The organism is Pseudoduganella lurida, from assembly GCF_007830455.1.
GTDB classification, from domain to species: domain Bacteria; phylum Pseudomonadota; class Gammaproteobacteria; order Burkholderiales; family Burkholderiaceae_D; genus Rugamonas; species Rugamonas lurida.
The window spans coordinates 160,406-185,890 of record NZ_VLLB01000007.1 but is presented as its reverse complement, the minus strand read 5'-3'; the positions used below and the strand labels follow the sequence as shown (position 1 = coordinate 185,890).

At 68.6% G+C, this 25,485-nt stretch carries 23 protein-coding genes; 6 read left to right on the top strand and 17 right to left on the bottom strand.

Annotated elements, in window-relative coordinates:
* The first annotated feature begins 77 nt into the window (after nt 1-77).
* Both IP91_RS19410 and IP91_RS19405 read left to right on the top strand, forming a co-directional pair.
* Nucleotides 78-983, top strand: coding sequence for a phytanoyl-CoA dioxygenase family protein (locus IP91_RS19410; RefSeq protein ID WP_158643174.1), 906 nt, complete (start codon nt 78-80; stop codon nt 981-983).
* A 22-nt stretch (nt 984-1,005) separates the two neighbouring features.
* Complete coding sequence (locus tag IP91_RS19405) at nt 1,006-1,206, top strand: hypothetical protein (protein ID WP_145650763.1); 201 nt, start codon at nt 1,006-1,008, stop codon at nt 1,204-1,206.
* Between the two features lie 90 nt (nt 1,207-1,296).
* Here IP91_RS19405 and IP91_RS19400 read toward each other — a convergent pair whose 3' ends face one another.
* The 5 genes from IP91_RS19400 to IP91_RS19380 all read right to left on the bottom strand — a co-directional run bounded on the left by IP91_RS19400 (nt 1,297) and on the right by IP91_RS19380 (nt 7,685).
* A complete protein-coding gene (locus IP91_RS19400; RefSeq protein ID WP_145650754.1) occupies nt 1,297-2,307 on the bottom strand; it encodes a substrate-binding domain-containing protein in 1,011 nt (336 codons plus the stop codon).
* Nucleotides 2,304-3,584, bottom strand: a complete 1,281-nt coding sequence (locus tag IP91_RS19395; protein WP_145650747.1) for an MFS transporter — start codon at nt 3,582-3,584, stop codon at nt 2,304-2,306. Before IP91_RS19395 ends, IP91_RS19400 begins: the two co-directional genes overlap by 4 nt.
* A 38-nt stretch (nt 3,585-3,622) precedes the next feature.
* On the bottom strand, nt 3,623-4,264 hold the full coding sequence (gene pgmB, locus IP91_RS19390; RefSeq protein WP_145650740.1) for a beta-phosphoglucomutase: 642 nt from the start codon (nt 4,262-4,264) through the stop codon (nt 3,623-3,625).
* Entirely contained in the window at nt 4,261-6,594 is a 2,334-nt protein-coding gene (locus IP91_RS19385; protein WP_145650735.1) for a glycoside hydrolase family 65 protein, read from the bottom strand. The genes pgmB and IP91_RS19385 overlap by 4 nt, the downstream gene beginning before the upstream one ends.
* A gap of 86 nt (nt 6,595-6,680) precedes the next feature.
* Complete coding sequence (locus tag IP91_RS19380) at nt 6,681-7,685, bottom strand: LacI family DNA-binding transcriptional regulator (RefSeq protein ID WP_145650734.1); 1,005 nt, start codon at nt 7,683-7,685, stop codon at nt 6,681-6,683.
* Nucleotides 7,686-7,874: 189 nt separating this feature from the next.
* On the opposite strand from IP91_RS19380, the gene IP91_RS19375 reads away from it, so the two are divergent.
* Complete coding sequence (locus IP91_RS19375) at nt 7,875-10,349, top strand: TonB-dependent receptor (RefSeq protein WP_145650733.1); 2,475 nt, start codon at nt 7,875-7,877, stop codon at nt 10,347-10,349.
* A 57-nt stretch (nt 10,350-10,406) separates the two neighbouring features.
* Here IP91_RS19375 and IP91_RS19370 read toward each other — a convergent pair whose 3' ends face one another.
* Both IP91_RS19370 and IP91_RS19365 read right to left on the bottom strand, forming a co-directional pair.
* Entirely contained in the window at nt 10,407-12,428 is a 2,022-nt protein-coding gene (locus IP91_RS19370; protein WP_145650732.1) for a 3'-5' exonuclease, read from the bottom strand.
* Nucleotides 12,429-12,507: 79 nt separating this feature from the next.
* Complete coding sequence (locus IP91_RS19365; protein WP_145650731.1) at nt 12,508-13,518, bottom strand: MBL fold metallo-hydrolase; 1,011 nt, start codon at nt 13,516-13,518, stop codon at nt 12,508-12,510.
* Between the two features lie 108 nt (nt 13,519-13,626).
* Here IP91_RS19365 and IP91_RS19360 point away from each other — a divergent pair, with 108 nt between their 5' ends.
* On the top strand, nt 13,627-14,253 hold the full coding sequence (locus tag IP91_RS19360) for a TetR/AcrR family transcriptional regulator (protein WP_145650730.1): 627 nt from the start codon (nt 13,627-13,629) through the stop codon (nt 14,251-14,253).
* Here the strand turns inward: IP91_RS19360 and IP91_RS19355 are convergent.
* Nucleotides 14,238-15,368, bottom strand: coding sequence for a WD40/YVTN/BNR-like repeat-containing protein (locus tag IP91_RS19355; RefSeq protein WP_145650729.1), 1,131 nt, complete (start codon nt 15,366-15,368; stop codon nt 14,238-14,240). The two genes, IP91_RS19360 and IP91_RS19355, sit on opposite strands and share 16 nt — an antisense overlap.
* A 1-nt stretch (nt 15,369) precedes the next feature.
* A complete protein-coding gene (locus tag IP91_RS19350) occupies nt 15,370-15,639 on the bottom strand; it encodes a MoaD/ThiS family protein (protein WP_145650728.1) in 270 nt (89 codons plus the stop codon).
* 119 nt (nt 15,640-15,758) lie between these two features.
* On the opposite strand from IP91_RS19350, the gene IP91_RS19345 reads away from it, so the two are divergent.
* Nucleotides 15,759-16,064 (top strand): hypothetical protein, encoded by a 306-nt coding sequence (locus IP91_RS19345; RefSeq protein WP_145650727.1) that lies wholly within the window; start codon nt 15,759-15,761, stop codon nt 16,062-16,064.
* A gap of 23 nt (nt 16,065-16,087) precedes the next feature.
* Here the strand turns inward: IP91_RS19345 and IP91_RS19340 are convergent, their stop codons facing one another.
* Nucleotides 16,088-16,630: a carboxymuconolactone decarboxylase family protein gene (locus tag IP91_RS19340; protein WP_145650726.1), complete on the bottom strand. Its 543-nt coding sequence runs from the start codon at nt 16,628-16,630 to the stop codon at nt 16,088-16,090.
* Nucleotides 16,631-16,743: 113 nt separating this feature from the next.
* Between IP91_RS19340 and IP91_RS19335 the strand changes: the two genes are divergently transcribed.
* Nucleotides 16,744-17,658, top strand: coding sequence for an AraC family transcriptional regulator (locus IP91_RS19335; RefSeq protein ID WP_145650725.1), 915 nt, complete (start codon nt 16,744-16,746; stop codon nt 17,656-17,658).
* Here IP91_RS19335 and IP91_RS19330 read toward each other — a convergent pair.
* From IP91_RS19330 to IP91_RS19300, 7 genes are read right to left on the bottom strand one after another with little or no spacing between them, the layout of a single operon-like run.
* A complete protein-coding gene (locus tag IP91_RS19330) occupies nt 17,655-17,957 on the bottom strand; it encodes a 2Fe-2S iron-sulfur cluster-binding protein (RefSeq protein ID WP_145650724.1) in 303 nt (100 codons plus the stop codon). The genes IP91_RS19335 and IP91_RS19330 overlap by 4 nt on opposite strands.
* Complete coding sequence (locus tag IP91_RS19325) at nt 17,954-19,429, bottom strand: lipopolysaccharide biosynthesis protein (protein ID WP_145650723.1); 1,476 nt, start codon at nt 19,427-19,429, stop codon at nt 17,954-17,956. The genes IP91_RS19330 and IP91_RS19325 overlap by 4 nt, the downstream gene beginning before the upstream one ends.
* A gap of 13 nt (nt 19,430-19,442) precedes the next feature.
* A complete protein-coding gene (locus tag IP91_RS19320; RefSeq protein WP_229474682.1) occupies nt 19,443-20,429 on the bottom strand; it encodes a polysaccharide deacetylase family protein in 987 nt (328 codons plus the stop codon).
* Nucleotides 20,416-21,744: a putative O-glycosylation ligase, exosortase A system-associated gene (locus IP91_RS19315; RefSeq protein ID WP_145650722.1), complete on the bottom strand. Its 1,329-nt coding sequence runs from the start codon at nt 21,742-21,744 to the stop codon at nt 20,416-20,418. The genes IP91_RS19320 and IP91_RS19315 overlap by 14 nt, the downstream gene beginning before the upstream one ends.
* Complete coding sequence (locus IP91_RS19310; protein WP_145650721.1) at nt 21,741-23,138, bottom strand: phenylacetate--CoA ligase family protein; 1,398 nt, start codon at nt 23,136-23,138, stop codon at nt 21,741-21,743. The genes IP91_RS19315 and IP91_RS19310 overlap by 4 nt, the downstream gene beginning before the upstream one ends.
* Nucleotides 23,135-24,241 carry a glycosyltransferase family 4 protein gene (locus IP91_RS19305; RefSeq protein WP_145650720.1) on the bottom strand — a complete coding sequence of 369 codons (1,107 nt, stop codon included), beginning with the start codon at nt 24,239-24,241 and terminating at the stop codon, nt 23,135-23,137. Before IP91_RS19305 ends, IP91_RS19310 begins: the two co-directional genes overlap by 4 nt.
* Complete coding sequence (locus tag IP91_RS19300) at nt 24,238-25,482, bottom strand: TIGR04063 family PEP-CTERM/XrtA system glycosyltransferase (RefSeq protein WP_145651214.1); 1,245 nt, start codon at nt 25,480-25,482, stop codon at nt 24,238-24,240. The genes IP91_RS19305 and IP91_RS19300 overlap by 4 nt, the downstream gene beginning before the upstream one ends.
* Nucleotides 25,483-25,485: the final 3 nt, after the last annotated feature.

Below are 25,485 nucleotides of genomic sequence, written 5' to 3'. Positions count from 1 at the left end.
ATGTATCAATACGCACATAAGGCGCTCGGCTAACTTGGTATCTCGCTGCAATGGCCCCAGGCCCGACGAGGTCCACGATGAAATACGCCAGACTGACGCCGGGACACGGCTTCAAACCTGCCAACAGCCTGCTCTACTACCTGCAACGCCTGATTGTCGCGCCGCCCCTGCGCGGGCTGTGCGTGCGCCTGTTCCGCGCCTGGGTGCGCGTGCGGCAGGGCATCAATGCCCACGACGTCACGCCGGAGCTGCGCCAGCTGCTGGACCGGCTGCATGCCGATGGCTATGTCGCCCTGGGCCAGGTGCTCACGAAAGAGCAGTGCAACGACATCCACGCGTATTTCCGCGACCGCATCCTGACCGACCGCCAGGACGACAGCGCCACCTTCACGCTGGCACACGTGCCGCCCAGGACGCGGCTGGCCGAATACGGCATGCAGGACATCGTAGCCTGCCCCCACATCCTGGCGCTGGCCAATGACAGCCGCCTGCTGGAACTGGCGGAACGCTACATCGGCTGCAAGCCCACCATCTCGCAGCTGGGCGTGCGCTGGTCGTTCCCCGCCCCGCCGGCACCGGACCGGCGCTCCGACCTGCAGACCTTCCACCGCGATTCGGAAGACTGGCGCTACTTCAAGGTGCTGGTCTACCTGACGGACGTGGGCGCCGGCGACGGTCCGCACGTGTACGTGCGGGGCACGCACCGCACGCGCGCGCCGGTGCGGCTGAAGATCCAGTCCGATGGCGAGATCAGCCGCGAATACGGGACCGAGCGCCTGATCACGGCCACCGGCGAGCGGGGCTTCGCCTTTGCCGTCGACACGGCCGGCGTGCACAAGGGCGCGCCGCCCGTCGACAAGCCCCGCCTCATGCTGCAGATCCAGTACTCGCTGTTCCGCAGCTACGCCTACTTGTACGAGCCGCAACCCTACACGGGCGCGCTGTCGTTCGACCGCTACATCAACCGCCTGATCGTGTTCTGACCACTGAAAGGACCGCCACCCCATGACGACGATCGAACTGCGTCTGCCGCGCGAACTGGCCGAGGAAGCGGCCGAACTGGGCCTGCTCAACCCGCAGGTGGTGGCCGACCTGCTGCGCGACGAGATCCGCCGCCGCACCTTTGCCGACCTGCTGGCCCATGGCGGCCTGGCGGTCGTCGACGACCCGGAGAGTGCGCCGCCCCGGCGCCGGAAGTCCCAATGACCGGTCCTGAACAGTCGTCCTGAATAGTCGTCCTGAAACTCGATCCTGAACCTTCGTCCTGAAGCCAGTCCTGAAGACCGGTCCTGACGGTCAGCCCGGACAGGCGCCGATCGTCGTCCCCGGCAGCAGCACCGGCTGCCACAGCTCCTGCAGTGCCGCCGCCGGCGTGCCATCGAGCCGCGCCAGCAGCATCGCGGCCATCCGCGCGCCGGCGCCGCGCGGGTCGGGCTGGTCGACGGTGGCCACGTCCAGCCCCGCCAGCGCATCGGCCATGCCGCCCCACACCACCAGCGAGATGTCGCGGCCGATCGCCAGGCCCGCATCGAGCAGCGCGCGCACGGCGCCCACGCCGGACAGGTGGTTGTCGACGACGACGGCGGTGGGCCGCGGCGTCGTGGCCAGCAGGCCCTGCATGGCCTGGTAGCCGCTGCGGCGGTCGATCGCCACTTCCGGCAGGTGCGCCGCATCGACGGGCAGGCCGGCGTGCGCCATGCGGGCGATGAAGCTGGCGCGGCGCTGGCGGGCGAAGTTCAGCGCCAGCGGGGAACCCAGCAGCGCGATGCGGCGGTGGCCGTGTGCCAGCAGCGCGTCCACCGCGAGCGCGATGCCGGCCGCGTTGTCGTAGTCGAACCACGCGTAGGGCAGGTCCGTCCCGGTGCGGCCATGCGCCACGAACGGAAAGCCGGCTTCCAGCAGGTAGGCGATGCGCGGATCGTCGGCCTGCGTGCGGCTGACGATCAGGCCATCCACGCGGCGCCCGGCCACCATCTGTTCGTAGGAGCGCAGTTCGTTCGCCGGCGAGACGGGCACGATGATGAAGTTCATGCCCGAGTCTTCGAGCGCCGCGGACACGCCGCCGACGACGGCCAGGAACATCGGGTCGCCCAGGTCGGCCGGCAGCAGCGGATAGATGATGCCCAGCACATTGCTGCGGCCGACGGCCAGGTGCCGCGCCACCGGGTTGGCGCGGTAGCCATGCGCGGCCGCCGCGGCCAGCACCCGTTCGCGCGTGGCTGCGGACACTTCCGGATAGCCGTTCAGCGCGCGGCTGACGGTGGTCTTGGACATGCCGAGCGTGTCGGCCAGCGCCTTCAGGTTCATGCGGCGCGGTTCGCGTCGGTATCGACCGCGGGCGGCGACGTGGCCGCATCGCCCGCCCCGTCCACTGCGCGGCGGAAGAAGTACAGCATCACCAGCACCACGGCGATCGGCACCAGCGTCAGGTAGAACGCCGTGTGGCCGCTGAACGCGCCGAACACATATCCCGTGATCAGCGAACCGGTGGTGCCGCCCAGCGCCGAGAAGATCACCAGCAGGCCCGTCATCGCGGAATGCTGGTGCTGCGGCAGGGAGCTGAGCATCACGGAATTGATGCCCGGGTAGATCGGCGCCATGAACAGGCCGATCAGCGGGAACAGGAAGGCGGCCGGCGGCGCCGTCAGCCACGTGACGCCGGCATCGGCCGTGACGCCATGCGTCAGCGGCAGCGCCACCAGCACGACGGCGCCCATGCCCAGCAGGCACACGTTCATCACGGGGTACCAGTGCAGGCGGCGCAGGATCACGCCGGCCGACAGCCGGCCGATCGCCAGGCAGGCGGCGAAGATGCTGGTGACCTGCACGCTCATGGCGGCCGGCAGCATCAGGATCTCGTTGTTGAAGGTGGGCAGCCAGGTGCCGACGCTCTGCTCGATCAGCACGTACAGGAAGGCCGTGACGACGAAGATGCACACCAGCGGCTTGAAGAACAGCCGCAGCATCGCCGCGAAATCCTGGGCCGGGGTGCGCTCGGCCGGCAGCGCGGCCAGCCGCTCGTCGAACGGCGTGGCCAGCAGCAGCACGAAGGTGAGCGCGCACAGCGCCGCCAGCAGCCAGTAGACGTTCAGCCAGCTTTGCGAGGCGGGGTTCGCGGAATCGATGAAGAAGCTGAACACCCAGTAGGCGCACAGCACGCCGACCATGAAGAAGCCTTCCAGCGTGTTCATCATGCCGGCATGGTGGCGCCGGCTGGTGGCGATCAGGCCGAGGGTCGAATACACGGACACCTTCGTCAACGCGAACGCCACGCCGACACTCAGGAACAGCAGCTTGGCGGTGGCGAAGCCCGGCACCAGCGGCATCGCCAGGCAGGCGGCCGTGACGATGGCCAGGCCCGTCAGCATCGCCCGCTTGTAGCCCAGCCGCGGCAGGAACGACGCGACGAGGAACGAGACGATGGCAATGGGCAGGTCCTTGAACCCTTCCAGCACGCTGGCGGCGGACTTGCCGACGCCGTAGTTGGCGATCACCTGCAGGATCACGGTGCCGACGCTGTTCAGCAGGATCGCGAACACGAAGTAAATCAGGAACAAGATGAACAGGATGCGGCGTCGCTGCATGGTGTCTCCTCCGCTGTTTTAATTTTTTATGGTTCTTGTCATGGAATGCGGAAGGCGGCCAGGTCGGGAATCACCTGGTCCGCCTCCGTCAGTACGGCGGGGTCGCCCACGCCGATCGCATACATGCCGGCCGACTTGATCGAGGCCACGCCGGCCACCGCATCCTCCACGCCGAAGCAGTCGCCCGGTGCCACGCCCAGTTCACGCGCCGCCTTCAGGAAGATTTCCGGATCCGGCTTGCCTTTCGCGATGGTACCGGCATCGACGATGTAGTCGAACTTGTCGGTGATGCCCAGCCGGTCCAGCACCGTGAAGGCGTTGCGGCTGACGGACGCCAGGCCGATCTTCAGGCCCGCGGCGCGGCAGGTGTCCAGTGCCGCGACGGCGCCGGGCAGCAGGTCGGCCGGCGACATCGTGGCGATCAGCTCCTTGTAATGCTCGTTCTTTTCGGTGGCCAGCGCCAGTTTTTCCGCGTCGCTGTAGGCGCGCGTGGCCGAGGCAAGGATCAGCTCCAGGGAGCCCATCCGGTCGATGCCCTTCAGGTGCTCGTTGGCCGCCTCGTCGAAATGCACGCCCTCCCCATCGGCCAGGCGCTTCCATGCCAGGTAGTGGTAGCGGGCGGTGTCGGTGATGACGCCGTCCAGGTCGAAGATCACTGCTGCATAACGGGAAGTGCTCATGCCGGCTCCATCTGTTCGGGTTGTGCCGCACTCAGTGCGACGGATCTGCCATGGTGGGTGAACTGCAGCGCTGCGCCGCGCAGCAGGCGATACGTGGTGCCGCCGGCCTTCACGTCGACCAGCAGCAGGCAGCCGCGCAGCTGGATGCGGAAGCGGTAGCCCTGCCACTGCGGCGGCAGCGTCGGCGCGAAGCGCAGCGTGCCGCCATCGGTGCGCATGCCGCCGAAGCCGTACGCCACGCCCAGCCAGGTGCCGGCCATCGCGGCCGTGTGCACGCCGTGGCAGGTATTGCCATGCGTGTCGTCGAGATCGAGGCGGGCCGTCTCCATGAAGTAGTCGTAGGCCTTGTCGGCATAACCCACTTCGGCGGCGACGATCGAGAAGATGCACGAGGACAGCGAGGAATCGTGCGTCGTCACCGCCTCGTAGTAGTCGAAGTCGCGGCGCTTGTCGTCCGCGTTGAAGCGCGACGACAGCAGCAGCGCGGCCAGCACCACGTCGGCCTGCTTGCACACCTGGTGGCGGTAGATCACCAGCGGGTGGTAGTTCAGCAGCAGCGGGTAGTTCTCCTTCGGCGTGCCGGCGAAATCCCAGGGCTTCTTGGCGAGGAAGCTGTCGTCCTGCTCGTGGATGCCCAGCGCCGCGTCATACGGCAGGTGCGTGCGGCGCGCGGCATCGTGCCAGGCCGCCGGCTCGGCCGGATCGAGGTCCATCGCGGCGGCGATGCGCGCGTAATCCTGCGGGAACTCGGCGGCCAGGCGCGTGGCGATGTCCGCCGCGAATTCCAGGTGCGCCTGCGCCATCGCGTTGGTGTAGTAGTTGTTGTTGACGAGGGCCGTGTATTCGTCCGGACCCGTGACCTCGTTGATGACGAAGCGGCCCTGGCGGTCCGTGCTGCCGATGCCCATCCAGATGCGCGCCGTTTCCATCACGATCTCGGCGCCGTGGGCGCGCAGCCAGGCATCGTCGCCCGTCGCGTCCAGGTACAGGCGGATCGAGTAGGCGATGTCGGCGTTGATGTGGTACTGCGCGGTGCCGGCCGGGAAGTAGGCGGAGCACTCCTCGCCAGCGATGGTGCGCCACGGGTACAGGGCGCCCTGCGCATGCGACATCTGGCGCGCGCGGCGCCGTGCCGACTCCAGGCCCGCCCAGCGGTATTCCAGCAGCGCGCGGGCGATGTCGGGCCGGTTGTACAGGAAGAACGGGAAGATGTAGATCTCCGTGTCCCAGAAATAGTGGCCTTCGTAGCCTTCGCCCGTCACGCCCTTCGCCGAGATATTGGTCTTGCCGTCGCGGCCCACCGACTGCAGCAGGTGGAACTCGTTGAAGCGGATGCCCTGCTGCAGGTGGTCGTCGCCATCGATCTCGACATCGGCATCGCGCCAGAAGTCGGCCAGATAGGCCGCCTGGCGTGCCACCAGCGCCTCGAAGCCCGCGGCGCGCGCCTCGTCGAGCAGGGTGCGGCTGCGTTCGCGCAGCGTGTCTTCCGGATAGTCGCGCGACGTGTGATACGCCGCGTATTTGCGCACGGTGACGGTGTCGCCCTGCACGGCGTCGATGGCATACGCCGTTTCCAGCTTCAGGCCATCTTTCGTGCCCTGTCCTTGCGCAGCGATCTCCACCAGCGTGGCGCTGACGATGGTAAAGCCGCTGTTGCGGGTGCGCTGCACCAGCGCGCTGTAGTCGCCCTCCTGCACGGTATCCACCAGTTCCAGCGAAGCGCCGGAGACGGCCGAACCGATGCGGGGATCGTCGCCCGCTTCCAGGTTTTTCACGGCACCGTCCAGCGCTGCCACGATGCGCACCGGGCCGGAGAAATTGACGGGCGTGAGCTGCACCTCCAGCGCCAGCAGGTGCCGTTCGTCCAGGCACACGAGGCGGCGGCTGCGCAGCGCGATCGTGCGGCCCGATGGCGACGTCCACGTGAGCCGCCGTTCCAGCACGCCCTCGCGCACGTCCAGCGACCGTTCGTAATCGGCCAGCGTGCCCGCCAGGGGATCGAAGCGCTCGCCGTCCAGCCAGATCGCGATGCCCTTCGTGTTCGGCACGTTGAGCATGAACTGGTTGGTCTTCGCCAGCGCGTACGCCGTTTCCGGGTAGTGGATGGCTTCCGACTCGTAGAAGCCGTTCAGGTAGGTGCCATCGAGCGACGTGCCGGCCGGGCCGCTCCAGCCTTCTTCGGCCGTGCCGCGCACGCCGATGTAGCCGTTACCCAGCGCGAACAGGGTCTCGTTCAGGAAGTGCGTGGCGCTGTCGGGCGCGGCTTCGCGCAGCCGCCAGGGATCGGCGGGAAAGCGTTCGGATGGGGGCTGCGGCGATAAAGCGGTCACGGTGTCCTCGTCATTCAAACCGGTTTGAATACCGGGTGGCAAAGCCCGCGTCAGTGCTGGTCGTCACGTCGGCGGGAGTGGTTCGTTCAGGTCTGCCGCACCATCAGCATGGTCGGCAGCATTTCGGAGGTGGCAGGTTCGCCATTCATCAGGTCCAGCATCTTGCGGGCCAGCAGCACGCCGCCATCGCGCAGGTACTGGTGCACGGAGGTCAGCGGCGGCACGAAGCTGGCCGCGCCGGGCGTGTCGTCGTAGCCGATGACGGAGACGATGTCCGGCACGCGCAGGTTCTTCTCGGCCAGCGCACGGATTGCGCCCATGGCCAGCAGGTCGTTGGCGGCAAACACGCCGTCGAACACCTGGCCCTTCTTCTTGAGCAGCGTGGAAATCGCGTCGAAGCCCGCCTCGAACGTGAAGGCCTTCGGGCGCAGGATGTGCACGCTGCCCTGCCGGCCCATCGCGTCGATGAAGCCGGCGCAGCGCTCCTGCACTTCGGCATGGTCGACATCGCCCAGGAACACGAGCTTCTTGCGGCCCTGCTCGACGAAACGCTGGGCCGCGCTGGCGCCGCCCTTGCGGTTGTCGCTGCCGACGACGATCGTGGTGCTGCTGGCCTGGGCGCCGGCGAGCGGCGCGCCCCACACGACCAGTGGCCGTCCCGTGCCCTGCAGCGCCGTCATGGCCTCGCCATGCGATCCTTGTCCCAGCAGGATCAGGCCATCGGCACCCTGCACCGGCGCCGTGTCGAGCAGCTGCTTCGACGTCAGCACGACGCTGTAGCCGGCCGTCGTCAGTTCCTGGGTGATCCCGCCCAGCAGTTCCAGCGGGTACGGGTCGGACATCGGCCGGCCCCGCGCCGGGGTCATTTCCACCACCACCGCGACAGAGTACGAGCGGCCCATGCGCAGGTTGCGGGCACTGACATTGAAGCGGTAGCCCTGCTCGTCGGCGATGCGGCGCACCTTGTCGCGTGTCTTTTCCGTCACGAGGGGGCTGTTGCGCAAGGCCCGCGACACGGTAATGGGCGACACGCCGGCCAGCCTGGCCAGGTCTTCCATCGTCAGTCCGGTGTCGGTTTTGGGCGTTGCCATCGGGTACCTTGCATAAAAATCAGGGGGCATTATGACAGATATGGCGTGTCTGTCACGAAAAATGACATCGATAGCATTTTCATTGACATCGATGTCATTTGTTGTTTCAATGGCAGCCAACAACCAAGCGGCGGCGCCTTCACGGCGCATTGTCCGGAGACGACAATCCATAATGAAAGCACCACGGCCATGAAAAAAGCATTCCTGCTGTCCTCGATATCCCTGGCAGTCCTCACCCTGGCGAGCCAGGCCCGCGCCGCCGCCCCGCAAGAAGCCAGTCAGGATGCAGCAACTTCACAACAGGCCGCTGCCCCCTCCGCCCAGGCCGATGCGGTGCAGGCGGAAATCCAGCAGGTGGTCGTGACGGGCGTGGCCAGCGGCGGCCTGCGCAAGATCGATTCGGCGTTCTCCATCACCACCGCCAACGAGGAACAGCTGCGCCAGGCCGCACCGAGCAGCACGGCCGACATCCTGAAACTGGTGCCGGGCGTGTATGCCGAGGCGACCGGCGGCCAGTCCGGCGCCAATATCGAGGTGCGCGGCTTCCCGTCCGGCTCCGATTCGCCGTTCGTCTCCGTGCAGCTGATGGGCAACCCGATCTACCCGGTGTCGACGCTGTCGTTCTTCGAGGGCTCGTCCGCCTTCCGCCTGGACGACACGATCGAACGCGTGGAGGTGCTGCGCGGCGGCCCGAGCACGATCTTCTCGAATGGCCAGCCGGGCGCGACGATGAACTTCATCCTGAAGCAGGGCACCGACACGCCGGAAGGCTCGATCCGCTTCTCGACGGGCACCGGTGAACTGCGCCGCGTGGACGTGTTCTACGGCGGCAAGATCGCCGACGGCTGGTACGGCACCATCGGCGGCTTCTACCGCAACACCAATGGCGTGCGCGACGCCGGCTTCCCGTCCGACAAGGGCGGCCAGATCACCGGCACGCTGACCCGCAAGCTCGATGGCGGCGAAGTGACGTTCTACGCACGCCAGACGAACGACAAGAACGCGTTCTACACGGGCGTGCCGCTGATCTCGTCGAACGAGGGCCGCACGATTTCCGAATTCCCCGGCTTCGATCCGCTGACGGGCACGCTGATGAGCGGCGAGATGCGCCGCTTCACCGTGGAGGCCGGCCCCGGCCGCACGCTGAACTACGACCTGGGCGACGGCCGCGGCCTCAAATCCACCGTGTTCGGCATCGACTTCATGCAGAAGATCGGCGACTGGAACGTGTCGAACAAGTTCAATTACTTCGACGGCGACCTGAACACGATCGCCATGTTCACGGGGAACAACCCGCTGTCGATGGGCGCGTACAAGGCCGGTGCCCTGTCCTCCTACCGCAACGCGGTGGCGGGCCGCACGGCCACCACGGCCAATGCCACTTACCTGGACGGCACGCCCGTCGCGGACGACCAGCAGGTGGTGCAGGCCGGCCTGTGGGCCGTGGAGAAACAGCTGCAGTCGGCCACCGACGAGATCCGCGTCAGCCGCGAATGGATCAAGGACAATACGGTGACGATCGGCGGCTACTTCGCCAACTACTCGTCGGACGATGTCTGGTTCCTCGGTAACAGTCACCTGATGACGGCCGTGCCGAACGCGCGCCTGATCGATGTCCGCCTGGACAATGGCGTGATCGTGTCGAACCAGGGCAAGGAAGGCCCCGTCAACTACGCGCCGGTCGCCAGCTATGACGGCAGCAACACGGCCGTGTTCATCGCCAACGAGTGGAAGGTCAACGACCGCATCCGCGTCGATGGCGGCATCCGCCGCGAACGCCAGAAGCTCGATGCCACCGTGTCGAACCTGGCGACGGGCGACACGGACAACAACCCGCTGACCGTCTACAACAACGGCACGTCGATGCCGACCGGTTCCAACACGGCGCTGACCCGCACGGATTCGGCCAACTCGTTCACCATTGGCGGCAACTTCAAGCTGTCGCGCGACGCCAGCGTGTTCGCCCGCGCCAACACGGGCCACACCTTCGTCGCGTTCGACGACCTGCGCAACGCCGGCACGCAGGCCAATGTCAACGACCGCAACTTCCTGCCGACGCCGAAGATCAAGCAGATGGAAGTGGGCTTCAAGACGGCCACCCAGCTGTACAGCGCGTACATCAACTACTTCCACACCGAATTCGACGGCATCTCGTTCCAGCAGCTGCTGGCCGACGGCACCGTGCTGTACTCCACCAGCGGCTCGAAGGGCAATGGCGTGGAAGTGGAACTCGCACTGCGTCCGGTACGCGACCTGACGCTGACCCTGACGGGCGACTGGCAGGATTCGGAGTACAAGGACAACCCGGTCACGGCGGGGAAAAAAGTGCAGCGCCAGCCGAAGCTGCAGTACCGCTTCACCCCGTCCTACCGCATCCCGGTGGGCGACAACGAGCTGAAACTGTACGGCACCTACACGTACATCGGCGAGCGCTGGGCCGACCAGGCCAACCAGCAGTACCTGCCGTCCTATAAAACGTTCGACCTGGGCGCCGTGTTCCGCCTCGGCGAGAAGATCGAGTTCCGCGTCAACGGCACCAACCTGTCCAATGAACTGGGTCTGACGGAAGGCAATTCGCGCCTGACGACGGGCGGCACCGGCCCGATCAACGCGCGCCCGCTGTTCGGCCGCACGTGGGAAGCTTCGGTGATGTACCGCTTCTAAGCAGTCAGCATCCCTGGATCGGCGGCCTGCGGGCCGCCTTTTTTACTTTGGGCTCGACTACGCGCCGCGCGCCACGTCGCCATGCAGCAGCGGACTCCACAGCGCGCGGTGCGCCTCGTCCGGCTCGCACAGGGTCAGGCTACCTTTCGCGCGCGTCATCGCCACGTACAGGAAGCGGCGCTCTTCGGCCAGGTCCGGGCCGCGCGGGAATTCGCCCCGCTGCAGATACGGCAGGATCACGTGTTCCCATTCCTGCCCTTTCGCGGTGCGCACCGTCGTCAGCACCAGCTGTGCGCGATAGCGATTGCCTTTCGTGCGCGCTGCCAGGCGGGCCTGCCGTTCGCGCAGCTCGTGCAGGAAGTCGGCGACGGGACGCTGGCCGAACGTGCCGGCGAAGTCGATGAAATGGGCGATCGAGCGCACCGCCGCATCGGCCTCGCTGCGCCGTGGCACGGCCCGCGCCACCGCGGCCGGCAGGTCGATCAGCGCGCGGACCGCCAGCAGCACGTCGTGGGCACTGTGCAGCGACGCGCGACGTTCGGCCAGCGCGGCGCCGCAGGCGGCGAACCGGGCTTTCCAGTTGAGCGTGAGCGGACTGTCGCCTTCCTGCGCGCGGGTGACGATCCCGTCGAAGAACATCTGCAGCGACGCTGGCGTGCCCGTCACCGTTTCGATGGCCTGCTCCAGCGGCACCTTCTGCGCCGCGCCGCTCACCTGCAGGTAGTCGCTCTCGAAGTGCTGCGCCGACGACTGCATCGACACGAAGGCGGCCAGCGCCGTCACCATCGGGCGGATCGTCGGCTTGTCCTGTTCCAGCGTGTCGTATGAACCGCTGGCGATGTGCAGCAGCGCGCGCATGAACAGGATCTCGGGGCGCAGCAGGTACGACACGATGCCTTCGCACTGGTACGGGATCCCGGCATCGAGCAGCGCGTTCTCGATGTCGATGGTCTGGTCGTCCTCGCGCGTGATGATGGCGATCTCCGACAGCTTCACCGCGTGGTGCGCATTGTGCAGCGCCTGCACGTGACCGGCCACCGTGCGCGCGCAGGCACCGGCCACATCTGGATCGTAGGCAGCCCTGTGCTGCACCGTGTGCAGTTCGGGAATTGCTTCGACGGGCCGCGAAGTGAGCTTCGACACGGCGCGCGCCACGGCGGCGCCGAAGCGGCGCGTGCGGTGCAGGGGCAGGTAGACGGCATCGGCGTAGGCAGCGCGGAAGGTGTCGGTCGAGAAGCGCAGCTCGGCACCGCGCGCCGCATCGATCACCTGGTCGCGGTCGCCCACCACCACCAGCCGGCCGCGCCGCTTGAGCAATTGCAGCAGCGCGAACTCGGCGGCGTTCACGTCATGCCATTCGTCGACGAGGAACAGCGCGTGCTGCCACAGCTGGTCCAGCACGTCCGGCTGCAGCGCCAGCAGGCGCAGCAGGTCCGGCACGGCGTCGTCCTCCGTCTGCCAGCCGAAGTCGCCGGCATCCGGTTCGCGCAGGCGCTCGTAGGCGGCGCAGATCTCGATGAGTTCCACCGGCAGGTCGAGCGCCTCGGCGAGGTCGTACTGGCCGATCGAACCGAAGTCGTCGTCGCCGAACTGGTGGGTCAGCAGCCTGGCTTTCAGTTCGCGCAGCACCGCGAACAGGTGGTCGATGCGGTCGCGGTTCTGCTCGATGCCGAAGTCGAATTCCGAATCGCTGCCACGCGACTGGTGCCGCATCCAGACGCCCTGGGCGGCCTTCACCAGGTGGTCGCGGACTTTGGCCGCGCCGATCTGGGGCGGCTGCGTGAACACGCCAAGGGTGGCGAGCTTGCGCAGGTGGCGGCGGGCGAATTCGGTGATCGTCATCGGCACCAGGGCGGCCGGCGCGTTCTCTTCCGCCAGCTTCTGCGCGAAACGTTTTTTCGCACCGTCCGAGAACGCCAGGCAGGCGATGGCGACGGGTGCCAGACCGCGGGCGCTGGCGGCCCCGGCGACCATGGCCAGCGTCGTCGTCTTGCCGGAGCCGGCCACCGCATCGATCAGGACGACATTGGCGCGCGATTGCAGGATCGCCGTTTGTTCTGGACTGGGTTCGTGCGCCATGGGGACCTCGTTGTGTTCGTTCGCGCGGCAACGGTGCCACGCGCACGGCACTATACGTGATCCGGGCAACGCTGCCGCATCAGGCCCGGGCCAGGCCCTGCCACCAGCGCACGTCGACGTGCGGCGCGGCCAGCCCGATGCCCTGCCCGATCACGGGCGTGGCCAGCCGCTCGCCCCGTGCATCGGCCAGTGCGGCGATGCGGTCCAGCGGCTCGTGCCAGGCGTGGAAGGCCAGGTCGAAGGTGCCGTTGTGGATCGGCAGCAGCACCTGGCCGCGCAGGTCGATGTGGGCCTGCAGCGTCTGTTCCGGCTGCATGTGCACGTCCGGCCAGTTGGCATCGTAGGCGCCCGTTTCGATCATCGTCAGGTCGAACGGCCCGAACTGGTCGCCGATGGCCTTGAAGCCGCGGAAGTAGCCGGAGTCGCCGCTGAAGAACACGCGGTGGCTGCCGCTGTCGATCACCCACGAGCACCACAGCGTGCTGTTGCCGTCGGTGAGGCTGCGGCCCGAGAAGTGCTGGGCCGGCGTGCAGGTGAGGCTGATGCCGTCCAGCCGCACGCCGCGCCACCAGTCCATCTGGCGGATCTTTTCGGCCGGCACGCCCCATTGGACGAGGCGGTCGCCCACGCCCAGCGGCGTGACGAAGTACTGCGTCTTGCCGGCCAGCGCCACCACGGCGGCATGGTCCAGGTGATCGTAATGGTCGTGCGACAGGATCACGCCCGCCAGCGGCGGCAGCTCGTCGATCGTCAGGGGCGGCGCGTGGAAGCGGGCCGGGCCCATGAAGGGGAACGGCGAGGCGCGCTTGCCGAACACGGGGTCCGTCAGCCACAGGCCGCCGTTCAGCTTGAGCAGCACGGTCGAGTGGCCGAGGCGGAACACCGTGTTGTCCGGCGCCGCCTCGATCGCGGCGCGCGTCAGTGCCTGCACGGGGATGGGTGCCACCGGCACGGTATCGGCCGGCTTGTCGAACAGCGCGCGCCACATGATGCCCAGCATCTTGGCCAGGCTGCCGCGGTGCATGCGCGCCGGGTTGCGGAAGCGGCCGTTCTGGAGTTGCGGCGAAACGTGGGCGGTGGTGGTGGTCATGGCGGTCCCATTTGGAATAACGAATGTGAAGCAAGTACACTACACAGTGTAGTATCAAGTGTAATGGCGCCTTTTCGAAAAGTAAACTACCCGGTGTAAAATAACCGCATGTCCGATCTGCCCACCCCTCCCGAGGCCACGCGCCTGACCGACCGCAAGCGCGCCGCCATCGTGCAGGCCGCGATCGCGGAATTCCGCGCCAGCGGCTTCGAGGCCACGTCGATGGACCGCGTGGCCGCCACCGCCGGCGTGTCGAAGCGCACCGTCTACAACCACTTCCCCAGCAAGGACGACCTGTTCCTGCAGATCCTGCACGAGCTGTGGGACTGCAGCGCGGCGGCCGATGCGGCGCCGTACCGGGCCGGCGAGCCGCTGCGCGGCCAGCTCGTGGCGCTGCTGCACCAGAAGATCGGGCTGCTGCGCGATCCGTACTTCCTCGACCTGGCGCGGGTGGCGATCGCCGAAGCGATCCATACGCCGGAGCGGGCGCGCAGCATGGTGGCCAGGCTGTCGGAAAAGGAGGAAGGCGGCGTGGCGTTCCTGCGCGCGGCCCAGGCGGACGGCAAGCTGAAGGCGGGCGACGCCACCTTCATGGCCAATGTGCTGCAGGGCCAGTTGAAGACCTTCGCGTTCTGGCCGCAAGTGGCGCTGGGTCAGCCGGCGCTGGACGCGGCGCAGCAGGCCGCCGTGGTCGAGACGGCCGTCGACATGTTCCTCTGCTATTGGGGCAACTGAGGGGGCAGCTGAGGGGGAAGCTGAGCACCGCCGGTCACGCAGCGCACCGCATACACGGGCGGCAGGTAGGCCGCCACCGCCTTCCACACCTGCCCGCCATCTTCCGACAGCCATGCGTGGCCCGTCGTGGAAGCCATGAGCAGCGTCCGGCCATCGTCGGCCACCGCCAGTCCGTGGCGGTACACCAGGTCGTAGCAGTGCGCCTGCGGCAGGCCTTCGCGCAGCGACGCGAACGTGGCGCCGCCATCGCGCGTATGGTTGACGGCCAGGGCGCCATCGACCGGCACGCGCCGCTGGTCGGCCACGGCCGGCACGAACCAGGCCATGTCGCCGTCGGCGGGATGCACGGCCACGGCAAAGCCGAACGACGACAGCGGCGCCACGACCTCCTGCCAGCTGCGGCCATTGTCGGCCGAGCGCCAGATGCCGCTGTGATGCTGGCACCACAGCACGTCCGGCGCGCCGGCGCAGCGCACGATGCGGTGGGCATCCTGCACGGCGCCCGCGTCCACCAGTTCGGGCGGCATGTAGCGCGCCACCATGCCCTGCGTGCGCAGCGCCCAGGTGCGGCCGCCATCCTCCGTCAGCCAGGCGCCCGCGCTGGACAGGCCCACCAGCACGCAGGCGCTGTCGCGCGGGTCGACGCAGATGCTGTGGATGCCGGGCGTGTCGTAGCCGCCGCCGAACCAGTCCTCGCGCCCGGGTACCTGCCACAATCCTTCCACCAGCTGCCAGCTGTCGCCCCGGTCGTCCGAGCGGAACAGGCCACCAGGCAGGGTACCGGCCCACAGCACGCCCGGCTGGTCCGCGCCGCCCGCTTCCAGCGACCAGATCATCCGCAGCGTCCAGTCGGTCTTGTCCATGCTGCCTGCCGGCTTGGGCGGATAGACGGGTACGGCAATCTCCGTCCACGTGGCGCTGCCCGCATCGCGCCGGTGCAGCTTGGCGCCGAAGTGGCCGAGGTGCAGGGCCGCATAGGTGGCGCCGTCGCGCGCATCGTGCAGCACCATCGACACGGGATCGCCGGCGAAGTGCGGTGCGGACAGCTGCCAGGCGCCGTCGCCCTGCACCAGTTCGAAAAGACCCTTGCGGGTGGCAATCAGCGCATGGTGCATGTCAGCCTCCGGACAATGCCTGCAGGATGTGGATGGTGGCGCCGGCCGGCACGGGATCGTCCAGCCGCGCGCGATCGCGGCAGCGGTGACCGTCGATGAAGACCACCACGTTCTCGCGCAGCCGGCCCTGGTCGTCCAGTACGTAGGCGGCCAGGCGAGGGTGGGCGGCGCATACTTCGTCCAGCGCCACGCGCAAGGTAGGGGCATCGGTGGCCAGCCGCGGCACCGGCAGGAACCTGGCAAGCTGCTGGGTGAAGACGATGGATGCCATGGCGGATGCGTACCGGTATGCATGGAACGATGGATCGATGGATCGATGGATCGATTCTAGCGCGGTCGGGCCCTACCGTGGCCTACAATGAAGCCACGATGGATCAACCGGGAGCACGCATGTCGATCACGCCACAGGAACTGCAGCAGCTGATGCTCGAAGTGGAGGAGGAAGACCCGATCGATTTCGCCGACCTGCCCTTCGACGAGCACGACCTGCGGGGCATCGTGGCCAGTCACCTGTGCGAGATGGCCGATGCGCTGGAATCGTTCAGCGAAGAGGACCGCCAGCTCACGCTGCTGGCCGTGTCGGCCAAGCTGGTGCTGGAGAACATGGTGCTGCACATCCAGCTGCTGCGCCGCCACGGCCTGCCGCTCAATGGCCAGGCCGAGGCGCTGCTGGCGCGGCTGAGGAAGAAGGAATAGCCCCGCCGCGCCTTCGTGGCGTGCTACAGCGCAGGTGCGGCCGGAAAATCGATTACCGTGTCGTGCACGCGGTTGAACAGATTCGTGAACGTGATGCTGGCAATCGCCAGCAGGGCATCGGCGATCTGCGCATCCGTCACGCCGGCCGCCTGCACGGCGCGCACCACCGCTTCCGGCACCGTGCCGCGCGTGCCCACTACTTCGCGCACGAACGTTACCAGCGCATCGGTACGCGCATCGCCCGTCGCCTCGCCCTTGCGCACCTGGAGCATCGCCTCGGCGGTCAGGCCCGCGCGGCGGCCTGCCAGCGTATGCGCGGCCAGGCAGTAATCGCAGCCCGCCAGTTCGCTGACGGCCAGCTTGATCACTTCGATGTCGCGCGCCGGCAGGCTGCCTTTCTTCAATGCGGCATCCAGCTCGAGCGCCGCGGCCAGGGCCACGGGGCTGTTGCTGCCGATGCCCACGTAGGCATTCGGCACGACGCCGAGGGCGCGCTTGATGGCGCCGAAGACTTCCGCGGCAGGGCCGGTGGCTTCGGCAACGGTGGTGGTGTGCAGGCGGTTCATGGTGTGCTCCTTGCGTCGATTCGAGGACTCCAGTCTAGGCACGGCGCACCGGCCGGTGAATGCCCGGGCGGCGCTATAATCTGCCCGATCGTCTCAACCATTCCGTCATCGATTTGGACTCCCTCAGCCGCCTCCTCACGCTCTACCCGCTGCAGACGGCGCTGACGATCCGCTGCCATTTCGGCGCGCCGTGGCAGCTGCAGGTGGCCGATGCGGGACCGGGCCGCGCGCCGTGGCACCTGGTGGTTGCCGGTGCCGGCTGGCTGGAGATGCCGGACGGGACGCGCGTGGCATTGCAGGCCGGCGACGCCGTGCTGTTCCCGCATGGGCGCGCACACCGCATCGTGGCGGGCGACGGCGCGCCCGCGCCATCGCGCAAGGTCCAGGCACCGCATCTGCTCATCGAAACCAATGACGGCACCGGCCCGGCCAGCGACATCCTGTGCGGCGAATTGCGCTTCGGCCCCGAGGCGGAACCCCTGCTGCGCACATTGCCGGAGACGGTGCTGGTGCGCACGGCGGGCGAGCCGGCGCTGGCCAGCCTGCAGGCGCTGATCGCGCTGCTGCAGCAGGAGGCGCAGGGCGAGCGGCCCGGTACGGCGGCCATCCTGGCGCAATTGTCCTCCGCCCTGTTCGCTCTGCTGCTGCGCGGCTGGCTGGAGCAGTCCGGCACGCAGGGCCTGCTGGCCGTGCTGGCCGAGCCGCGGCTGCAGGCGGCGCTGCATGCGATGCTGGCCGAACCGCAGCGGTCGTGGAACCTGGAGGGACTGGCGGCGCTGTGCCATATGTCGCGCGCCACGTTTGCGCGGCTGTTCGGCGAAGTGGCGGGCACGCCGCCGGCGGAGGTGCTGACGCAATTGCGCATGGCGCAGGCCGCGCGCCTGCTGCTGCAGGGCGGGCTCGGCACGGCGCAGGTCGGCGAACAGGTGGGCTACCAGTCGGAAGCGGCGTTCAGCCGCGTGTTCAAGCGCCACCATGGCGTGGGGCCGGGCGAGTACCGCCGCAGCGCGCGCAGCGCCAACCCCTAGACCGCCGCGATCTTCCGCGCTGCCGGGACGACGATGGTGATGTCCCCTTCCGGCACCGCCACGCATGGCAGCACGTCGTGCGCCACCTTCTCGTCGAACGACAGTCCCGGCCACTCGACCAGGTAGCGCACGGCGCCGCCATCGCTGGCGCACAGGCAGGTGCGGCAGGTGCCGTTGCGGCAGGACGTGGGCAGCCGGATGCCGGCCCGCTCGGCGGCGCGCAGCAGCGTCTCGCCGGCGGCCGCCTCGAACTGCCAGCCGTGCGGCAGCACGCGTATCTGAAAACCTGCCTCGCTCATGCCCTGCCCTCTTCCTTGTCCCTGCTTTGACTTTTTCCCTTGCCACGCACCATGCGCCACACATCGGCCACCGCCGGCCGGTTGCACACGCAGCTGGCCAGTCCGTAGGCCAGCGCGCCCACGGCAACCTGGAGCGCCAGCGCGATGCGGCGGTCGGGCAGGTCCGACAGCATACCGTGCGCGATGGCGACCGCAGCGCACATGGCTGCGCCGCCCAGCATGGCGGGCAGCATGCGCAGTGCCACGTCGCGCACCGTCAGCCCGATCGCGGCCAGCATGCGGTGCAGGTTGACCAGCAGGACGACGGGATAGACGAGTGCCCACGCCATCGCCACGCCGAAGATGCCCCAGTGCGTGCCGCACCAGAAGGCCAGCGGCATCAGCGTGCACGCCACGATGCCGTTCTGCAGCGCGATGCCGGGCCGGCCGACGGCATCCGTGACGGCCGGAAGGAACTGCACCACGGTGCGGAATGGCATGATCAGGCACAGCACGCGCAGCGGCAGGATCGCCTCGGCCCAGTGCCCGCCCAGGAACACCAGCACGATGTCGCTCGCCGTGCTGGCCATGCCCCACAGCAGGGGGAAGGCCAGCAAGGAGACCAGTTCGAAGGCGCGCAGCAGCTGCCGCGCAATGGCGGCGTGGTCGTGCTGGTAGCGCGCCAGGGCGGGGAACGCCACCTGGTTCAGGATGCCGGACACGCGCTGCACTGGCAGGCTGGCCAGGTGCAGCGCCACCGAATACACGCCGAGGATCTCGCCGCCCAGCGTGCGGCCGATGATCACCGTGTCCGCCTGCGTAAACACGAACCACAGCAGGCGCGACGCGGAGATCTTGCCACCAAAGGCGAACAGGCCCCGCATGCCCGAGGCCGAGAAGCGCGGCAGGTGCGGGAACGGCGCCACGACATTGACGGCCACCGTGCGCCACAGCGCCGCCACCTGGATGCCCAGCACCAGCGCCCACACGCCCAGTCCCCGCCAGGCCAGCAGCAGCGTGACGACGGCGGTGACCACCGACTGCGTCAGGTCCAGCAGCGAGCGGGCCCGGAAGTCCAGGCCCCGCTGCAGCAGCACTTCCGAGACCAGCCCGAACGGCGTCAGCACGAACTGCAGCGCCATCACGCGGATCAGGGGCGTCAGCCGCGGCTCGTCGAAGAAGTGCGCGGCCAGCGGTGCCACGGCCAGCAGCACGGCCACCACGACGAAGTTGGCCAGCATGAAGATGCCCTGCGCCTGGCGCAGGCGGTCCGTGGATACTTCCGGCGCCTGCACCAGCGCCGGTGCCAGGCCCATCTCGACGAACATCGCGCACCAGGCCAGGAACACGGAGGCCATCGCCATCAGGCCGTAGTCGGCCGGCACCAGCAGGCGCATGACGACGATCGTGATGATCCAGCTCACCAGCTGGCTGGCGAAGCGGGCGCCGGCCACCCACTTCAGGCCGTGCAGGACGTCCCTTTTCAGCGTCATGCGGAACCGGTCCTCATGCCAGCTGCGCTTTGGTGGCGAGGTTGCGCGCCAGGCGCAGCGCGAAGCGCAGCGGGCTGCGGTCCCAGGGCGTGAAGCGGGGCAGCTGGAACAGGTCCGGCCGGCGGCGGCTGCCCCAGGAGGTGGACACGGCGCCTTCGAAGCGCAGTTCGCGGGCCATCGCCACGTGGCGCGCGTCATAGTCCTCGCCCGGCCGGCCGTTCGGGTAGGCCAGCAGCGTCACGGGCGCGCCCACGAGGTCTTCCAGCGCCAGCTTGCCATGGGCGATTTCATCGCGCGCCGCGGCATCGGACAGGCGCGCCAGGATCGGATGGTTGATCGTGTGCGCACCGATCGCCATGCCGGCTGCGTGCAGCCCCTGCACCTGCGCCGTCGTCATCATCAGGTCGTCCGGCAGCGGCACGCCCGCCAGTGCGACGAGGCGTGCCACCTTGTCGTGACGTTCGGCCAGCGGCAGGTATTTCAGCTGGCCGATCAGCGCGGGAATGGCGCGCCGGCGATCTGCCAAGGTGTGCAGCGGGTGCGTGCCGAGGCCCAGCATGGACGCGTCCAGCACGTCGTGCGGTGCGCGGCGCACGACTTCATACACGCTGTCGTTCCACATGCGGCCGCCATCGAGAAAGCCGGTGGCGACGAAGAACGTGGCGTGCAGGCCGTGGCGCCGCAGGATCGGCAACGCCACCGTGGCATTGTCGGCATAGCCATCGTCGAACGTGATCGCGGCCGCGCGCGGCGGCAAGGTGCCGGCCTTCATGCAGCGCACGGCTTCGGGCAGGGGCAGCACGGTGCAGCAGGCCTTCAGCATGCCCAGCTGCGCGGAAAAGGCCGCCGCATCCACCTCGGCCGGAAATAGCGGGTCCGGCTGCGGCAGCACGCGGTGGTAGATCAGGATCGACAGGCCCCGCGTGCCGCCCGGCGATAGCAGCCGCAGCAGGCCTTTTGCCAGCGGCGCGCCATGCATTACTTCGTCAGGCGGGATCATGGCGCAGCTCTTCGTCGGGGTTCCCGGCAACGTCGTCGTCCGGTGCCAGCGGATTTTTCCCGCGCGCAGGCAGCAGCACGAGGCGCTCCCGCTCGACGATCGTGCGTGTCGCCACGAGGGCCGCCATCAGGTAATACGGCACGTCGAAGTACGCCAGGCTGAGGAAGGTGCCGCCCGCCAGGAACCCCAGCAGGCTCACCTGGATCATGCGCGCCAGGTGGCCGGCCCAGGCCAGATCCGCGAACGGCGCCGCCTGGCGGATGATCGCCGTGCCGGTGCGCCATGTGAAGAAGCCGAGCGCCAGGTACAGCGCCAGGCCCACCCAGCCATGCTCGCCCAGCACCTGGAAGTAGATGCTGTGCGCGGCATGCACGTCTTCCGGCACCGGCGCGTAACGCTCGAACACGTCGGCATCGTAGATCTCGAAGCCGCCGCCCAGCGGCCGGTCGTTGGCCAGGTTGAACGCCATGTGCCAGGCGTTGATGCGGCCCATCGCCGACATGTCGTCCTGGTACTGGTCGATCGTGTCGATGCGGTCATGCCACTGGGCGGGCATGAACAGCAGCGCGACCGGCACGCAGCAGGCCAGCAGCACGCCGGTGAGCGCCTTGTTGCGGCTCTTGATCCACAGGGCGCCCAGCATCAGCGCCATGGCGATCGCCGCACCGCGCGAGTACGACGCCAGCGAAGCCAGCGCGCACAGCACCATCGCCGCCAGCAGCGCGCGCCGGCCCCACCGGTGCGCGACCAGGCCATGCAGGTACAGCATCAGCGGGATCGTCATCACCAGGGCCAGCGCGATCTCGTTGTTCCCGTCGATGAAGGTGCCGATCGGGCCCCACACGCGGTACTGGCCGCCGCTGCGCAGCGTGAACAGGCCGCCCTTGACGCCGTAGTAGCCGATCGACACGACCACGGCCCAGACCAGCCATTCGACATGCACGCGCTTGCGCAGCAGGAGCAGCACGACGAGCGTCATGCCCATGATCTTCATTACCTTCACCAGCTGGCCCCCGACCTGGTCGGCATGGATCGCGAACGCGGACGTGAGGGCCATCCACGCGACGAACAGCAGGAAGGTGATGGTGACGGGGTTCAGCGCCAGCCGGTAGCGGCGCCGCGGGTCGGTGGCCATCGCCGCGACGGTCGTGACCGCAATGATGGCGGCGAACGGGAACTCGCGCGCGAAACCCCAGCCCTGCGTGTGCGGGTTCATCACGCCCATCCAGATCCACATCACCACCCCGAACGAAGGCCGCCGGAAGATGTACGGCAGCGCGGCCAGCACCAGCAGGGTGATGACGACATCCCTCATGCGGCGGCTCTCCCGGCCGCGACCTTGCTGACGACATAGCGGAACTTGCCCGACTGTTCCGGCGCGATCTGCGCGACCCGCTCCACCTCGACAGCCACGCCGGCACCCAGCCGGGCCCGGAAGCCCCGTTCCACGTGGCCGCGCAGCGCCGCGAACGCCGCCTCCTCCAGCGGCTCGGCCAGGACGATCTGCACGCGCGTGAGCTCCAGGCTTTCCTGCGAAATCCGGAACGCCGCCACCTGCGGCAGGTCGCGCAGGATGTACACGAGCGCCAGGCCATGCATCACGGTACCATCCTGCGCCACCACGAAATCGGTGCTGCGGCCCTGGATCTCCTGCAGCAGCGGCAGGCCGCGCCCGCAGCTGCAGCCCTGCGTGCCCAGCACGCCGATGTCGCCGGTGCGGTAGCGGATGAACGGGAAGTCGCCGGTGGCCAGGTGGGTGACGACGATCTCGCCCGGCTGGCCGCGCGGCACGGGCTGGCCGGCCGGATCGAGGATCTCGACGATGATGTCCTCGGCCGTGATGTGCATGCCGCCCTGCGGACACTGGTGGGCGATGAAGCCGGCATCGCGGCCGCCGTAACCGTTGGCGACGGGGCAGCCGAAGGTCTCGGTGATCTGCGCGCGCTGTTCCTCGTACAGCCGCTCGGACGTGACGAATGCCACGCGGATGCCCAGGTCGTCCATGCGCTGGCCCTTGTCGCGCGCGTGGCGGGCGATGTGCGACAGCGCGGACGGATAGCCGAACAGCATGCGCGGGCGGTGCGCGCGAATGCGTTCGACGAAGGCATCGAGCTTGTCCGCCGACATCTCGAACGCGGGCAGCAGGTGCGTGCGCAGCACCAGGTCGCGCAATGCACGCACGCGGTCCTGCGCCTTCAGCTCGATGGGCGAACCCCACACGACGATTTCCGGATCGCCGATGTCCACATCCCACCAGCGCGTGGCGCGCCATTTGGCGGCGACATCGTGACTGATGCGCTCCTTGCCGATGTAGAAGACCAGCGGCTCGCCACTGGAGCCGCCCGTGTTGAAGCGGGCCAGGCCGGCCGCATCGGCCGCCTTCAGCCGCTCGGCATGGGTGCGGATGAGCGCCTTGTCCATCAACGGCAGGCGTTCCAGCACATCGAGGCCGTGCACGTCGCGGTGCGGATCGAAGTCCATCTTCTTGAACAGGTCGCGGAAGTACGGCACGCTGTCGCCCGCGCGCACCAGCAGGCTGCGCAGCCGCTCCAGCTGCAGCGCGCGCAGCTGCTCCTCCGGCCAGTACTGCGACTCCTCCAGCCCCTTGCGCACGGCCACGCTGCTGTGCTGCTTGACGCGTTCGTGCAGCGGGAACAGCAGGTTCGTGACGAGCGCCGTGTAGGGCGTGAAGCGGTAGCGCGTGCTCATGGCCGGCTCACCGCCGCGGTGGCGGCTCGTTCCGCCAGCACGGCCTGGTACACGCCCAGCAGCTGCGGCCGCACGCTGGCCCACGTGTACTGCTGCACCTGCCGCAGGCCTGCTTCACGCAATGCTGCTGCCAGCGCAGGTTCCGCGACGAGACGCAGCACCGCATCGGCCATCGCGCGCGGCGCGGCGGGCGGTACCAGGAGCGCGGTGCGGCCGTCTTCCACCAGGTACGGCACGCCACCGACGTTCGTGCTGACGACCGGCACGCCGCTGGCCAGTGCTTCCAGCACGGAGTTCGGCGTGTTGTCGACCAGGCTGCAGTTCAGCATCACGTCCGCAGCGCGGTACAGCGCCGCCATGCCGGCATTGTCCACGCGGCCCGTGAAGGTGACGGCCTCCCGCAGGTTCAATGTAGCGGCCAGCGCTTCCAGTACGGCGTGCAGCGGGCCGGAACCGGCGATGACCAGTGTGGCCGTCGGATGCGTTTCGCGTACCAGTGCCAGCGTGCGCAGGGCCGTGGCGTTGTCGTAGATCGCTTCCAGGTTGCGCGCCACCAGCAGGCGCGGACCGGCAACTGCCGTGCCCCGGGTCGCTGCCGCAAAGCGCTCCAGGTCGACGATATTGGGCACCACCTGCGTCGCAAAGCCGTACTGGCCGAAGACGGTTTCCAGGAAGCCGGAGGGCACGATCACCGCATCCGCCCGCGCCAGGCTCGCTGCCACGCGGGGCCAGGCGCGCGCGAAGAACGCCGCCGCCTCGCCGCCCCGGTAGTTGACGACGACGGGCGTGCCCCGCAGCCGCGCGATGCGGATGGCCGGCGCCACGAACAGGTGCCAGGACCAGCCGGAATTGGCCATCACGTGGAACAGCTGCACGCGGCCGGCCGTGCGCCACAGCCGCAGCAGGTAGGGCAGCAGGCGGACCAGCGCGCGCACGCCGCGGATACGGCCCGTCCACGCCGGCCGGTAGTCGGCATTGACCTGCACCGTCTCGACCTCGATCCCTGCACCGCGCAGCAGGCCGGCCAGCTGCAAGGTCTGGTTGGCCATGCCGCCTGACGGCGGCGGCAACGGACCGACCAGGCCGACCGACAGCGCCGTCATGCTTCCTCCACCAGGCCGGGCATCCGCAGCGGTACCACGCTGGCGTACACGCTGCCGTAGCGCGCCACGCTGGCGGCCCAGTTGCGCTCTTCTTCGACGAAGCGGCGCCCCTGGGCGCGCAATGTGGGCCACTGCGCGGGCGCGGCCAGCAGGGCCAGTACGCGCGCCGCCAGTGCCGCCGCATCGCCGGCCGCGAACAGCACGCCGGTGCGGCCATCCTCGATCAGTTCGCGGTGGCCGCCCACGTCGGACGCGGCCAGCAGCCGGCCCTGCGCCATCGCCTCCAGCGGTTTCAATGGGGTGACGAGATCGGTCAGGCGCATCTTCAGGCGCGGGTAGCACAGCACATCCACTACGTCGTAGTAGCGGTGGACTTCGTGGTGGGGCACGCGACCCGTGAAGATTACGCTGTCCGCCACACCCAATCCGCGGGCCTGGGCACGCAGCGCTGCCTCCTGCGGCCCGCCGCCAACGAGCAGCACGCGCAGGTCGGGACGCGCCGCCAGCAGCGTCGGCAGCGCGTCGAGCAGGACATTCAGGCCTTCGTACGCATAGAAGGAGCCGATGAAGCCCAGCACCGTCTTGCCCTGCAGGCCCAGTGTGCCGGCCAGCGCCTCGTCGCGCGTGCCGCCGGAGGCAAAATCGCCGATGTCGACGGCGTTCGGGATGACGGTGACCTTGCCGGCGGCGATGCCGCGGCCGAGGATCTCGTCGCGCAGGCCGGTGCAGATGGTGGTGATCGCATCGGCGCGCCGCAGTGCCCAGCTTTCCATGGCCCGCGTCAGCCGGTAGCGCAGGCCCCATGCGCGGCTGGTGCCATGGTCGACGGCCGCATCCTCCCAGAACGCGCGCACCTCGTAGACCACGGGGATGCCGAGCCGGCGGCCCACGCGCAGTGCGGCGATCGCGTTCAGTGCGGGCGAGTGGGCGTGGAGGATGTCCGGCGCTGTCTGCCGTGCGACCTGCAGCAGCCGCGCGGCCAGCCGGTCGATCACGGCCAGCTGGTTGAGCAGGGGCAGCCGCGCGAAGACACCGTCCGCGGGGCGGGTGCGGTGGAAGCACAGGCCATCGACCGACTCCTGCGTATCCTCCGCCACGCCGCCGCCTTCCGCATGCTTCGGGCTTGTGACATGGTGCGTCTGCCAGCCGAGCGCGCGCTGCGCCCGGAGGATGGCGCGGGTGCGGAAGGTGTAGCCGCTGTGCAGGGGAATCGAGTGATCCAGCACGTGCAGGATGGCCAGGGG